This is a genomic window from Streptomyces sp. MH60, assembly GCF_002939385.1.
Lineage (GTDB): Bacteria > Actinomycetota > Actinomycetes > Streptomycetales > Streptomycetaceae > Streptomyces.
In genome coordinates, this window is the sequence record NZ_MULI01000086.1 from 1 (window position 1) to 13,164 (window position 13,164).

Sequence of the window (13,164 nt, forward strand, 5' to 3'; positions counted from 1 at the left end):
CGAGGTGGACGACCCGTGGGGCTACGGCCGTTCGCTGGAGTGGGCGACCTCCTGCCCGCCGCCGCGGCACAACTTCCTCACGCTGCCGCGCATCCGCAGTGAATCCCCGGCCTTCGACCTGCACCACCCCGAGATCTCCGCGATCGACCAGCTGGAGAACGTCGGCCACGGTGAGAAGGCCCTCGCCGGCGGCAAGGAGGCCGGGAAGTGAAGATCCAGGGCAAGATGTTCATCTGGTTGAGCGTCTTCATCCTCGCCGTGGCGGTTGTCTACGGCTACTGGTCCAAGGAACCGGCCGGTACCACGGCGCTCTTCCTGGCCTTCGGCCTCGCCATCATGATCGGCTTCTACCTCGCCTTCACGGCGCGGCGGGTCGACGCCGGTGCGCAGGACAACATGGAGGCGGACGTCGCGGACGACGCCGGCGAGGTCGGGTTCTTCAGCCCGCACAGCTGGCAGCCGCTCGCGCTCGCCGTCGGCGGCGCGCTCGCCTTCCTGGGCATCGCGGTCGGCTGGTGGGTGATGTACTTCTCGGCGCCGGTCCTCCTGGTCGGCCTGTTCGGCTGGGTCTTCGAGTACTACCGCGGTGAGAACCGCACCCAGTAGCACGCGTCGAGCGCCAAGGGGCCCGGACACTCCGTCAGGAGCGTCCGGGCCCCTTCGTCTGCCGTACCGCCCCTCACCCTTCCGGCTTACCCGCCGTGCCGCCGCTGACGTCTCTCCCTAGCGTGAGGCCATGAGCATCACGGTTCACTTCCAGGCGCGGGGGCGTACGGTCGTCGGCTGCACCCTGCTGGTGATCGCCCTCGGCGCGAGCGGCACCGCCTGCCTCGGCGACGACGACAACCCGCTGTCCGCCACGCCCTACGACGCGGCCGGCCAGATCTCCTTCAACGGCCCCACGGACGCCGGGAAGAAGGCCGACCCGGACAAACCCCTGGAGGTGGTCGCCGAGGGCGCCGACGGGCGCATCACGGACGTCACGGCCATGGACGCGACCGGACGCCAGGTCGCGGGCGAGCTGTCCGCCGACGGCGCCCGCTGGCACAGCACCTCCCCGCTGGCGGCCAACGCCAGCTACACGGTGCGCGTCAGCACCGAGGACGGGGACGGGGCTCCCGGCCGCAAGGTGCTCACCTTCGAGACCGGCAAGCCCGGCGCGAAGAAGACCCTGGACGTCGCCTTCGGGCCCAAGGCGGGCGCGTACGGCGTCGGTCAGCCCGTCACGGCGGAACTGAGCCAGCCGGTCCGGGACCCGGCGCAGCGGGCCATAGTGGAGCGCGCCCTGAAGGTCGACTCCACCCCGGCGGTGCAGGGCGCCTGGTACTGGGTGGACGACAAGAAGCTCCACTACCGGCCCCAGGAGTACTGGCCCGCCCACGCCACCATCAAGGTCCACAGCACCCTGGACGGCATCAAGATCGGCGACCGGATGTGGGGCGGCAAGGCCAAGCCCTTGAAGATCACCACGGACGACCGGGTCGTGGCCGTCACCGACGCCTCCGCGCACACGCTGACCGTCTACCAGGACGGCGAGGCGATCAAGGAGATCCCGGTCACCACCGGCAAGCCCGGCTTCGAGACCCGCAACGGCGTCAAGGTCGTCCTCGGCAAGGAGTCCTTCGTACGCATGCGCAGCACCACCGTCGGCATCGCCGAGGGCTCGTCGGAGGCGTACGACCTGCCGGTCTACTGGGCCACCCGCGTGACCTGGAGCGGCGAGTACGTGCACGCCGCCCCCTGGTCCGTCGGCTCCCAGGGCATCGCCAACGTCAGCCACGGCTGCGTCGGCATGAGCACGGACAACGCGGAGTGGTTCTTCAACGCGGTCCAGGAGGGCGACCTCGTCCAGGTCGTCAACTCCGACGGCGAAACGATGGAACCCTTCGGCAACGGCTTCGGCGACTGGAACATGGACTGGGCGAAATGGCGCACCGGCAGCGCCCTGACGGGCGGCACCGGCGTGTCGAACAACCAGGACACGGCAAGGCTGCGGCCGACGGCGGTGTAGCGCCCGGAGTGGGGCGCGGGGCTGCGTCGACATGCGGCTCCGCCGCGCGGGCGCACTCAACCCCCACCGGCCCGCAGCCGCCGAACGGCGCGATCGACCGAGCTCGAAGGCGCCCTTAAACCCCCTGCAGCCGCTTCTCCCGCAGCAGCGCGGCCAGCGCGCCCGCGAACTCCACCGGCTCCACCGGCAGCGTCACAGCCGCCTCCGCCCGGCTCCACGTGGCCAGCCACGCGTCCTGCGGCCGTGCGATGAGCAGCAGCACCGGCGGGCACTGGAAGACCTCGTCCTTGATCTGGCGGCACATGCCCATGCCGCCCATGGGCACCGCCTCACCGTCCAGCACGCAGACGTCGATCCCGCCCTTGTCCAGCTCCTTGAGCACGGCGGCCGGGGTGGCGCACTCCACGAACTCGACCACGGGCACGTCCGGAGCCGGCCGGCGGCCGGTCGCGAGCCGCACCTGTTCGCGGGTGTTGGAGTCGTCGCTGTAGACCAGCACCGTGGCGGTCGCCTGCATGCTTCCTCCGATACGCGGTGAGACCGGTGAAGGCTGTCGTAGCCCGTTGGGGCGGATGCTACTCCCTCGAACGTCCCGTCAGCACTGGTTCGGACAGGGCTTCGACGGGCCGTTCGATGGGCCATCCGGGCCGTACAAGCAGGGGGAACACACCGAACGGCACCCCCCGGGGTGAGGGCGGGATAAGCGACCGACATAATGTCGGTCGTGGCGACAGCAACGACAGTAGAAACCGGGCACGCGCACCCGTCGGTCAACCGGCCGAACCTCACCAGCGTCGGAACCATCATCTGGTTGAGTTCCGAGCTGATGTTCTTCGCGGCCCTCTTCGCGATGTACTTCACCCTGCGATCGGTGACGGGCCCGGACTTCTGGTCCGAGAAGGCCCACGCGCTGAACGTCCCGTTCTCCGCGACGAACACCACGATCCTGGTGCTCTCCTCCCTCACCTGCCAGCTCGGCGTGTTCGCGGCCGAGCGCGGTGACGTGAAGAAGCTCCGGATGTGGTTCATCGTCACCTTCGTGATGGGTGCGATCTTCATCGGCGGTCAGGTGTTCGAGTACACCGAACTGGTCAAGAAGGACGGGATCTCCCTGTCCTCCGACCCGTACGGCTCGGCGTTCTACCTGACCACCGGCTTCCACGGACTGCACGTGACGGGCGGCCTCATCGCCTTCCTGCTGGTCCTCGGCCGCACCTACGCGGCCCGGAGGTTCACCCACGAGCAGGCGACCGCCGCCATCGTCGTGTCCTACTACTGGCACTTCGTCGATGTGGTCTGGATCGGCCTGTTCGCCACGATCTACCTGATCAAGTAGTCGCGGCACGCACCCGCGCAATACCAGAAGCATCGACGCAGAAGATCCTGACACCGGGGTAATCCGTGAAAAAGCTCTCCGCACGACGACGCCATCCGCTGGCGGCCCTCGTCGTCCTACTCCTCGCGCTGGCATGCACAGGGGGGCTGTACGCCGCGTTCGCACCCGCGAGCAAGGCGCAGGCCGATGAATCCGCCCAGTCCCTCGCCATCGACGAGGGCAAGAAGCTCTACGCCGTCGGCTGTGCCAGTTGCCACGGCACCGGAGGGCAGGGCACCAGCGACGGTCCGAGCCTGGTCGGCGTAGGCGCCGCGGCCGTCGACTTCCAGGTGGGCACCGGCCGTATGCCCGCCCAGCAGCCCGGCGCGCAGATCCCGAAGAAGAAGGTCGTCTACTCCCAGGCGGAGATCGACCAGCTCGCGGCCTACATCGCGTCGCTGGGTGCCGGTCCGGCCATCCCCTCGGAGGAGAAGTACGGCCCCGAGGGCGCGGACATCGCCAAGGGTGGTGAGCTGTTCCGCACCAACTGCGCGCAGTGCCACAACTTCACCGGCAAGGGTGGCGCCCTGACGCACGGCAAGTACGCGCCGAGCCTCGAGGGTGTCGACCCGAAGCACATCTACGAGGCCATGCAGACCGGCCCGCAGAACATGCCCTCCTTCCCCGACACCACCCTGTCGGAGCAGAACAAGAAGGACATCATCGCCTACCTGGACGCGGTCAACGGTGACGACACCGAGAGCCCCGGTGGTCTCAGCCTCGGCGGACTCGGCCCGGTCAGTGAGGGTCTGTTCGCCTGGGTGTTCGGACTGGGCGTGCTGATCGCCGTCGCCGTCTGGGTCGCCGCTCGGACCGCAAAGGCCAAGAAGTCATGAGTAGCCAAGACATTCCAGAAACGAACCTGCCGGCAGAGCAGGACCGCCCGCACGGTGCGGCCGCCCGGCCCGCGGACGAGACCAACCCGTTCGCCGACCCGGGGCTGCCGCCCCACGAGCCGCGGGTCCAGGACGTCGACGAGCGGGCCGCCAAGCGGTCCGAGCGCACGGTCGCCCTGCTGTTCACGCTGTCGATGCTGGCCACCATCGGCTTCATCGCCTCGTTCGTGGCGATCGACGTCGACAAGTCGGTCTACATCTTCCCGCTCGGTCACATCAGTGCGCTGAACTTCGCGCTCGGCATGACGCTCGGCGTCGCGCTGTTCGCCATCGGCGCCGGCGCGGTCCACTGGGCCCGCACCCTGATGTCCGACGAGGAGGTCGCCGACGAGCGTCACCCGATCGAGGCGTCCCCCGAGGTCCGTGCCAAGGTCCACGCGGACTTCAAGCAGGGCGCCAAGGAGTCCGTGATCGGGCGCCGCAAGCTGATCCGCAACACGATGCTGGGCGCGCTCACCCTGGTGCCGCTCTCCGGCGTCGTGCTGCTGCGCGACCTCGGCCCGCTGCCCGGGACCAAGCTCCGCCACACCCTGTGGTCCAAGGGCAAGCTCCTCGTCAACATGAACACCAACGAGCCGCTGCGTCCCTCCGACGTCGCGGTGGGCTCGCTCACCTTCGCCATGCCCGAGGGCCTGGAGGAGCACGACGAGGACTTCCAGAACGAGATCGCCAAGGCGGCCCTGATGATCATCCGGCTGGAGCCGGAGACCATCAAGGACAAGCGCGAGCTCGAGTGGTCGCACGAGGGCATCGTGGCGTACTCGAAGATCTGCACCCACGTCGGTTGCCCGATCTCCCTGTACGAGCAGCAGACGCACCACGCGCTCTGCCCCTGCCACCAGTCCACCTTCGACCTTGCCGACGGCGCCCGGGTCATCTTCGGTCCCGCCGGTCACGCCCTGCCGCAGCTGCGCATCGGCGTGAACGACGAGGGTTACCTCGAAGCGCTCGGCGACTTCGAAGAGCCCGTCGGTCCTGCTTTCTGGGAGCGCGGATGAGTACTGCAGCCAACGAAGCGCCCCGCTCACGCGGGAAGGCGCCGGCCGGCGAGCGCGTCGCCGACTGGGCCGACGGCCGGCTGGGGATCTACTCCCTGGCCAAGGCCAACATGCGCAAGATCTTCCCCGACCACTGGTCGTTCATGCTGGGTGAGGTCTGCCTCTACAGCTTCATCATCATCATCCTCACGGGTGTGTACCTGACGCTGTTCTTCCACCCGTCGATGGCCGAGGTCGAGTACCACGGCTCGTACGTCCCGCTGCAGGGCCAGATGATGAGTGAGGCGTACGCCTCCACTCTGGACATCAGCTTCGACGTCCGCGGCGGTCTGCTGATCCGGCAGATCCACCACTGGGCCGCGCTGATCTTCCTGGCCGGCATGTTCGTGCACATGATGCGCGTCTTCTTCACCGGCGCGTTCCGCAAGCCGCGCGAGGTCAACTGGCTGTTCGGCTTCCTGCTGCTCGTCCTCGGCATGTTCACCGGTTTCACCGGCTACTCGCTCCCGGACGACCTGCTCTCGGGCACCGGCATCCGCTTCATGGAGGGCGCGATCCTGTCCGTGCCGATCGTCGGCACGTACATCTCGTTCTTCCTCTTCGGCGGGGAGTTCCCCGGCCACGACTTCGTGTCCCGGTTCTACTCGATCCACATCCTGCTGCTGCCGGGCATCATGCTCGGCCTGCTGGTGGGCCACCTGATCCTGGTCTTCTACCACAAGCACACGCAGTTCGCGGGTCCCGGCAAGACCAACAAGAACGTCGTCGGCATGCCGCTGCTGCCGGTGTACACGGCGAAGGCCGGAGGCTTCTTCTTCCTGGTCTTCGGTGTGATCTCCGCCGTGTCGGCCATCGCCACGATCAACCCGATCTGGGCCATCGGCCCGTACCGCCCCGACCAGGTCTCCACCGGCGCCCAGCCGGACTGGTACATGGGCTTCTCCGAGGGCCTGATCCGTGTGATGCCTGGCTGGGAGATCAACTTCTGGGGTCACACACTCGTCCTCGGCGTGCTGATCCCGCTGATCATCTTCCCGCTGGTCCTGGCGGCGATCGCGGTCTACCCGTTCATCGAGTCCTGGGTCACCGGCGACAAGCGCGAGCACCACATCCTGGACCGCCCGCGCAACGCCCCGACCCGTACGGCCTTCGGTGTCGCCTGGCTGACCGTCTACTTCGTGCTGCTGATCGGTGGCGGCAACGACCTGTGGGCCACCCACTTCCACCTGTCGATCAACGCGATCACCTGGTTCGTCCGCATCGCGTTCTTCGTCGGCCCGGTCGTCGCCTTCATCGCCACCAAGCGGATCTGCCTCGGCCTCCAGCGCCGGGACAAGGACAAGGTGCTGCACGGACGCGAGTCCGGCATCATCAAGCGCCTGCCGCACGGTGAGTTCATCGAGGTGCACGAGCCGCTCAGCCAGGAGCAGCTGCACACGCTCACGGCGCACGAGCAGTACAAGCCGGCCGAGATCGGCCCGACGGTCGACGAGAACGGCGTCGAGCGCAAGGCGACGGGCACGCAGAAGCTCCGCGCCAAGCTCAGCGAGGCCTACTACGGCGAGGAGTCGCAGATTCCGAAGCCGACCGTCGAGGAGTACAAGGAGATCACGAGCGGCCACGGCCACCACTGACCCTCCAGCGTCGCCACACCACGGTCGAAGGGCCCCGTTCCGTTCTGCGGACGGGGCCCTTCGCCGTGCCCGGGGCTGGATAGGGTGGGAGCACGATCCCGTCGACGACACACGATTCAGGAGCGGCTATGAGCGCTGTGACCCCCGCTGGAGGCGACACCACGGCGGACCGCTCCTGGCCCGCCCTGCTGAACGGACTGCTGGACGGCCGCGATCTGAGCGCGGACGACACCGCCTGGGCGCTGGACGTGATCATGCGCGGTGAGGCCACCGACGCGCAGATCGCCGCCTTCGCGGTGGGCCTGCGGTTCAAGGGCGAGACGGTCGAGGAGATCTCCGGGCTCGTCCGCACCATGTACGAGCACGCCAACGTGATCGAGGTGCCGGGGGAGACGGTCGACATCGTCGGCACCGGCGGCGACGGCGCCAAGACGGTCAACATCTCCACCATGTCGGCGATCGTCGTGGCCGGCACGGGGGCGAAGGTCGTCAAGCACGGCAACCGGGCCGCCTCCTCGGCGTCCGGGGCCTCCGACGTCCTGGAGAAGCTCGGCGTCAACCTGGAGCTGACGCCGAAGCGGGTGGCGGAGGTCGCCGAGGAAGCCGGCATCACCTTCTGCTTCGCGGTGAAGTTCCACCCGGCGCTGCGCCACGTGGCGGCGGCCCGCGGACAGCTCGGCATCCGCACGGTGTTCAACTTCCTGGGCCCGCTGACCAACCCCGCCCGGGTGAAAGCCCAGGCGATCGGGGTCGCCCACGCCCGGATGGCGCCGATCATCGCCGGTGTCTTCGCCGAGCGCGGCCACTCGTCCCTGGTCTTCCGCGGTGACGACGGCCTCGACGAGCTGACGACGACCGCCACGTCCCGGGTCTGGACCGTGCGCGACGGCCGGGTGACCGAGGAGACCTTCGACCCGCGGGACGTCGGCATCGAGCTGGTGCCGGTCGAGGCGCTGCGCGGCGCCGACGCCTCCTACAACGCCGATGTCGCCCGCCGCCTGCTGGCCGGCGAGACGGGTCCGGTACGGGACGCGGTCCTGCTGAACTCGGCGGCGGCCCTGGTGGCCCTGAACCCCGGCGAGGAGCCCCTGGCGGCGCAGTTGCGGGCCGGGATGGACCGGGCGGCCGAGGCGATCGACTCGGGCGCCGCCAAGGGCGTCCTGGACCGCTGGGTGGCCGCGAGCCACGCGTAGCGGCCCTCGTGTGTGACGTGCGTCCCGCGATCCGGACTCGGGTTGCGGGGCGCCGATCTTTTCCCCTAGGTTTTTCGACAGGTCATGAGTGACAGTCATGAGGCCCCGGCCGACTGTCCGGCAACCCTCCGTCCGTGGCGGGGTGCCCCGGGTGAAGACCAGGTCGTGGACAGCAAGGTCCACGGCAAGCGCGGACCCCTCGCGAAACCAGGGGTCCTGGGTCGTCCGAGGGAGTCTCCCGTGAACCAGCGAATGCGATAGGGCCGCAGAGCCCCGCCTCGCACACCCTTCTTTCTCTTCACCTTCACAGCGCCGCGCCGCGCGCTGGTCCTCACGGGAGTCCGCCATGTCCGTACCCACCGCTGTCGCCACCCCGCTGCCCGTCCTCGGCCGCGACGTCACCGTGCCGCTCGTCACCGGCGGGGAGGTCACCTACGCCGCGCTCGACTACGCCGCCAGCGCGCCCGCGCTCCAGCGGGTCTGGGACGACGTGGCCGCCTACGCCCCGTACTACGGCAGCGTCCACCGGGGCGCCGGGTACCTCTCGCAGCTGTCGACCGACCTGTTCGAGAACGCCCGCAGGACCGTCGCCGAGTTCCTCGGCTGCCGGGACGACGACCAGGTGGTCTTCACCCGGTCCACGACCGACTCCCTGAACCTGCTCGCCGCCGCGCTGCCCGCCCGCTGCCGGGTCTTCGTCTTCGAGACCGAGCACCACGCCTCGCTGCTGCCCTGGCGGAACGCCGACGTGACCTGCCTCGACGCCCCGCGCACCCCCGCGCAGGCCGTCGCGACCCTGGAGCGGGCCCTCGCCGAACGTGAGCCGTACGGGCCCGCCCTGGTCTGCGTCACCGGCGCCTCCAACGTCACCGGCGAGCTGTGGCCGGTGCGGGAACTGGCCGCCGCCGCCCACGCGCACGGCGCCCGGATCGTGCTGGACGCCGCCCAGCTCGCGCCGCACCACCCGGTGTCGGTGGCCGGCCTGGACGTGGACTGGGTCGCCTTCTCCGGGCACAAGCTGTACGCGCCCTTCGGCTCCGGCGTGCTCGCCGGGCGGGCCGACTGGCTGCGCGAGGCCGAGCCGTACCTGGCCGGCGGCGGCGCCAGCCGCAGCGTCTCCCGGCGCGCGGACGGCGGCGTGGACGTGCAGTGGCACGACAGCGCCGCGCGGCACGAGGCCGGGTCGCCCAACGTCATCGGCGCCTACGCGATCGCCTCCGCCTGCAAGGCGCTCACCGAGGCCGGGTTCGACACGCTGGTCGCCCGCGAGGAGTACCTGATCGGCAAGGTGCGTGAGGGCCTGGCCGAGGTGCCCGAGGTGCGGATCCTCTCCCTGTTCGGGGACGACGCCCCCCGGGTCGGCGTCCTCTCCTTCGTCGTCGAGGGCTGGAACAGCTCCCACTTCGCCGCCGCGCTCTCCGCCGAGTACGGCATCGGCGTGCGCGACGGCCTGTTCTGCGCCCACCCGCTGGTGCGCACGCTGCTCGGCAGCGACCCGCAGACGCAGGGCGAGTGCGGGGCGCCCGAGGCGGCGCCCGGCGAGAAGTCCCTCAACGCCATCCGCGTCAGCTTCGGCGCGGGCACCCCGGACGAGCACGTCGAGCGGTTCGTGGACGCCGTCAAGGAACTGGTGAGCGGCGGCGCCCGCTGGAACTACCGCACCGAGGACGGGCGCTGCGTGCCCGACACCACCTCCGCCGCCCCCGCGGCCGGTACCGGCGCCTGAGCCGCCGGGCCCGGCAGCCGCGACCCGAGCACGACCATCCGCAACGCCCGCTCCGTGGCGTCCGTGAGGAGTTCGGAGGCGCGCAGCAGCGCGTCCGCCAGGGCCATCGGCGCCGGCACGATCCCGTGGCAGGCGTCCACCCCCGGCACCTCGTGCGCGCCCTCGCCGAGCGTGCCGGCCAGGGCGATCACGGGCCGGCCGGAGAGCTTGGCGCGGCGGGCCACCTCGGCCGGGACCTTGCCGCGCGGAGTCTGGCGGTCCAGGGCGCCCTCGGCGGTGAGCACCAGGTCGGCGCGGGCGAGGCGGGCGTCCAGGTCCACATGGTCCAGGAGCACGTCGAAGCGGGGCAGCAGCCGGGCGCCGACGGCGGCGAGACCCGCGCCGAGACCGCCGGAGGCGCCGGTGCCCGCACCCGTACGCAGGTCGGTGCCGACGACACCGAGGTCGCGGGTGAGGACGCGCGCCCAGTTCTCCAGCCCGGCCGACAACTCCTCGACCTGCGCGGGCGTCGCCCCCTTCTGCGGGCCGAACACCCGGGCCACGCCCCGCCCGCCGCACAGTACGTTGTACGGGTTGCAGGCGACGAGCAGCTCGGTGTCCTTCAGCCGGGCGTCGAGGCCGGACGGGTCGATGCGGACGAGACGGTTCAGCTCCCGTCCGCCCGGCGCCAGTTCGAAGCCGTCCGCGTCCAGCAGCCGGGCCCCGAGCGCCTGGAGCGCGCCCGCGCCCCCGTCGGACGTGCCCGAGTCGCCGCAGCCGACCAGGACGCGCCGCGCCCCGGTGTCCAGCGCGGCGCGGACCAGCTCGCCGACGCCGTACGTGGTCGTCACGCCGGGGTCGCGCAGGGCGCGGGGCACCAGGGACAGGCCCGCTACGGCCGCCATCTCCACCACCGCCGTGTCCCGGGCGCCGAGCAGCGCGAAGTGGGTGCCGACCCGGTCGCCGACCGGACCGGTGGCGGCCAGCGCGACCAGCCGCCCGCCGGTCGCCGAGGCCAGCGCCACGGCGGTGCCCTCGCCGCCGTCGACCAGGGGGATCCGGTCGATCTCGGCGTCCGGCAGCACCCGGCGGACGCCCGCCGCGATGGCGTCGGCGGCGGCCTGGGCGGACAGGGACTCCTTGAAGCCGCTGGGCGCCACTACGACACGGTTCAGTACACAGGGGGGAGAAGACACGGACGGCTCCTTCAGCGGGTCACGGGCACGCCGAGCAGCGGCCAGACCGCGGCGGCGAAGAACAGCACGAGCAGGGCGGTCAGCGGCGCCAGGACGGCGGACAGCCGCAGCAGGTCGCGCGGGGTGTAGGTGGGGACGCCGGGGACGTCGGAGAAGAGCGTGACCGGCTTGGCGGAGGCCGGCAGCGTGTGGCAGAACCCGGCCGCCGCCGTGGAGGCGAGCGCGGCGGCGACCGGGTTGACCCCGGCGCCGACGGCCGCCGCGATCACCAGCGGGACCAGGACGGAGGAGCGGGCCGAACGGGACTGCAGGACCAGGTGGGCCGCCGTGCTCACCGCGACCACCACGCCGAGGAAGACACCCGGGGCGACGTCCGCGGGCAGCCCCGACACCAGCCACTTCGCCGCACCGGAGTCGGCCAGCGCGACGCCCATCGCCATCGTGGCCGCCATGAACAGCAGCAGCGACCAGGGGACGGTCTTCAGCGCGTCCTTGAGCCGTACGGTGCCCAGCGCGGGGGAGGAGGCGACGACCGCGCCGATCAGCGCCACGACGGCGGGGGAGACCTGGTGCAGGGGCTCGCTGCACCACAGGGCCACCACCGTGGCCAGCAGCAGCGCGCAGCGCTTCTCCGGCTGCGTCCACGGGCCGGTGACCGGGCTCTCGCTGTGCCGCTGTATCTCCTCGGCGGTGATCCGGACCGGGCCCGCGCGGTCCGCGCGCCGCGTGGTCGTCAGCAGGACCGTCTCGGCGGCGAGGTGGGAGGAGGCGACCGCCAGCGGGAGGCCGAGCAGCAGCCACTGGGTGAAGCCGATCCGGTCCCCGGTCGCCTCCCACAGCACCGACACGGTGATCAGATGCGCACCCGCACCGATCAGGGTCGCCACCGCGGACAGCAGGATCACGGTCGGGAACAGCAGCGCCAGCATCACGACCAGTCGCTTCCGGTCGGCGAGCGCCTTGGCGAGGGCGAGGAACACCGGCAGCGCGAGCGCCGCCCGGCCCGAGGTGGCCGGCACCGCGAAGGCGGTGACGACCAGCGCGGCCGTCGTCAGGTGCGCCAACTGCCGCACCGTGCGCGCCCCGCCCACCAGGAACGCCGCCGCCCGCCCCGCGAGCCCCGTCCGGGCGACCGCGGCCGCCAGCACGAACGCGCAGATCAGCAGCCACACGGTGGCGTCGCCCAGGGTGCCGAAGAGGGTGTCGCTGCTGATGACGCCGGTCGCGGTCAGCGCCAGTCCGGCACCCAGCGCGATGTACGTGTCGTCGACCGGCGTACCGATCCAGGCGCAGGTGGCCAGCGCGAACACGGCGAGGGTGAGGCGCGCGTCACCGTCCAGGGCCGGGAAGCCGGCGGGGACCGCCAGCAGCGCGCACGGGGACAGCGCCACGCACAGGGCCGCCGCGAGGCGGAGGTTCGACGTCACGCCTCGAGCGTCCACGGGCGCGGTGAGCCCTCAATGAGGGTCACATGAAGGAAACTTCACCAGGTCGGCAGCCGGTAGCCCATCCCGCGCACGGTCTCCACCTGCTGGGCGCCGAGCTTCTTGCGCAGGGCCCGCACGTACACGTCCACGATGTTGGAGCCCGGGTCGAAGTCGTAGCCCCACACGTGCGACAGGATCTGCTCGCGGGACAGCACCTGCCCCGGATGGCGCAGGAACAGCTCCAGGAGCACGAACTCACGGGCCGTCAGGTCCACCGTGCGGCCCTGGGCGCGGGCGCGGCGGGTGCGCAGGTCGAGGCTGAGCGACCCGGACCTCAGCACCGTCACCTCCGGCGCCCTGGCCGCCGTACGCAGGCGCAGCCGCACCCGGGCGAGCAGTTCCTCGAAGCGGAACGGCTTGGTCATCCAGTCGTCGGCGCCCCCCTCCAGACCGGCCACCGTGTCCCCTACCGAGTCCCGGGCGGTCAGCACGATCACCGGGGTGGTCACCCGGGCCTCGCGCAGCTCCCGCAGGACCGTGAAGCCGTCCCGGCCGGGCAGCCCGATGTCCAGGACGACGAGGTCGAAGCCGCCGGTGAGGGCGTACTCGTAGGCGGTGTCGCCGTCGGCGACCGCGGTGGTGGTGAAGCCGTTGGCGCGCAGGCCCTTCTCGACGAAGGAGGCGATGCGCTCCTCGTCCTCGACGATGAGGATGCGGTTCATGGGAGCC

Annotated in this window: 12 protein-coding genes, 1 pseudogene and 1 riboswitch; of the genes and pseudogenes, 9 read left to right on the top strand and 4 right to left on the bottom strand. The window is 71.0% G+C overall.

The features are described from left to right. The 3 genes and pseudogenes from BZZ08_RS32855 to BZZ08_RS32865 all read left to right on the top strand — a co-directional run. Positions 1-211 (top strand): annotated as a pseudogene (locus BZZ08_RS32855) (cytochrome ubiquinol oxidase subunit I); the annotation flags it as partial. Continuing rightward, a complete protein-coding gene (locus BZZ08_RS32860; RefSeq protein WP_104635850.1) occupies positions 208-606 on the top strand; it encodes a cytochrome c oxidase subunit 4 in 399 nt (132 codons plus the stop codon). The pseudogene BZZ08_RS32855 and the gene BZZ08_RS32860, both read left to right, overlap by 4 nt. A 130-nt stretch (positions 607-736) precedes the next feature. Continuing rightward, positions 737-2,011 (top strand): L,D-transpeptidase, encoded by a 1,275-nt coding sequence (locus tag BZZ08_RS32865; protein ID WP_104635851.1) that lies wholly within the window; start codon positions 737-739, stop codon positions 2,009-2,011. A 115-nt stretch (positions 2,012-2,126) separates the two neighbouring features. Here the strand turns inward: BZZ08_RS32865 and BZZ08_RS32870 are convergent, their stop codons facing one another. After that, a complete protein-coding gene (locus BZZ08_RS32870) occupies positions 2,127-2,528 on the bottom strand; it encodes a hypothetical protein (RefSeq protein ID WP_030186374.1) in 402 nt (133 codons plus the stop codon). A gap of 198 nt (positions 2,529-2,726) precedes the next feature. Here BZZ08_RS32870 and ctaE point away from each other — a divergent pair, with 198 nt between their 5' ends. The 6 genes from ctaE (at position 2,727) to BZZ08_RS32900 (ending at position 9,833) form a co-directional block, all read left to right on the top strand. Further along, positions 2,727-3,347 (top strand): aa3-type cytochrome oxidase subunit III, encoded by a 621-nt coding sequence (ctaE, locus tag BZZ08_RS32875; protein ID WP_030186375.1) that lies wholly within the window; start codon positions 2,727-2,729, stop codon positions 3,345-3,347. A gap of 65 nt (positions 3,348-3,412) precedes the next feature. Further along, complete coding sequence (qcrC, locus tag BZZ08_RS32880; RefSeq protein WP_104635852.1) at positions 3,413-4,222, top strand: cytochrome bc1 complex diheme cytochrome c subunit; 810 nt, start codon at positions 3,413-3,415, stop codon at positions 4,220-4,222. Further along, positions 4,219-5,280 (top strand): cytochrome bc1 complex Rieske iron-sulfur subunit, encoded by a 1,062-nt coding sequence (gene qcrA / locus BZZ08_RS32885; protein WP_104635853.1) that lies wholly within the window; start codon positions 4,219-4,221, stop codon positions 5,278-5,280. Before qcrC ends, qcrA begins: the two co-directional genes overlap by 4 nt. Continuing rightward, complete coding sequence (gene qcrB / locus BZZ08_RS32890) at positions 5,277-6,914, top strand: cytochrome bc1 complex cytochrome b subunit (protein WP_104635854.1); 1,638 nt, start codon at positions 5,277-5,279, stop codon at positions 6,912-6,914. Before qcrA ends, qcrB begins: the two co-directional genes overlap by 4 nt. Before the next feature lie 128 nt (positions 6,915-7,042). Beyond that, a complete protein-coding gene (gene trpD, locus BZZ08_RS32895; RefSeq protein ID WP_104635855.1) occupies positions 7,043-8,107 on the top strand; it encodes an anthranilate phosphoribosyltransferase in 1,065 nt (354 codons plus the stop codon). Between the two features lie 80 nt (positions 8,108-8,187). Next, positions 8,188-8,304: riboswitch (SAM riboswitch) on the top strand. Positions 8,305-8,453: 149 nt separating this feature from the next. Continuing rightward, positions 8,454-9,833 (top strand): aminotransferase class V-fold PLP-dependent enzyme, encoded by a 1,380-nt coding sequence (locus BZZ08_RS32900; protein ID WP_104635856.1) that lies wholly within the window; start codon positions 8,454-8,456, stop codon positions 9,831-9,833. On the opposite strand, the gene BZZ08_RS32905 is transcribed toward BZZ08_RS32900, so the two are convergent. From BZZ08_RS32905 to BZZ08_RS32915, 3 genes are read right to left on the bottom strand one after another with little or no spacing between them, the layout of a single operon-like run. Further along, complete coding sequence (locus BZZ08_RS32905; protein ID WP_104635857.1) at positions 9,761-11,008, bottom strand: glycerate kinase; 1,248 nt, start codon at positions 11,006-11,008, stop codon at positions 9,761-9,763. The genes BZZ08_RS32900 and BZZ08_RS32905 overlap by 73 nt on opposite strands. A gap of 11 nt (positions 11,009-11,019) precedes the next feature. Beyond that, positions 11,020-12,435, bottom strand: coding sequence for an SLC13 family permease (locus BZZ08_RS32910; RefSeq protein ID WP_104635858.1), 1,416 nt, complete (start codon positions 12,433-12,435; stop codon positions 11,020-11,022). 56 nt (positions 12,436-12,491) lie between these two features. After that, positions 12,492-13,157, bottom strand: a complete 666-nt coding sequence (locus BZZ08_RS32915) for a response regulator transcription factor (RefSeq protein ID WP_104635859.1) — start codon at positions 13,155-13,157, stop codon at positions 12,492-12,494. Positions 13,158-13,164 lie beyond the last annotated feature (7 nt).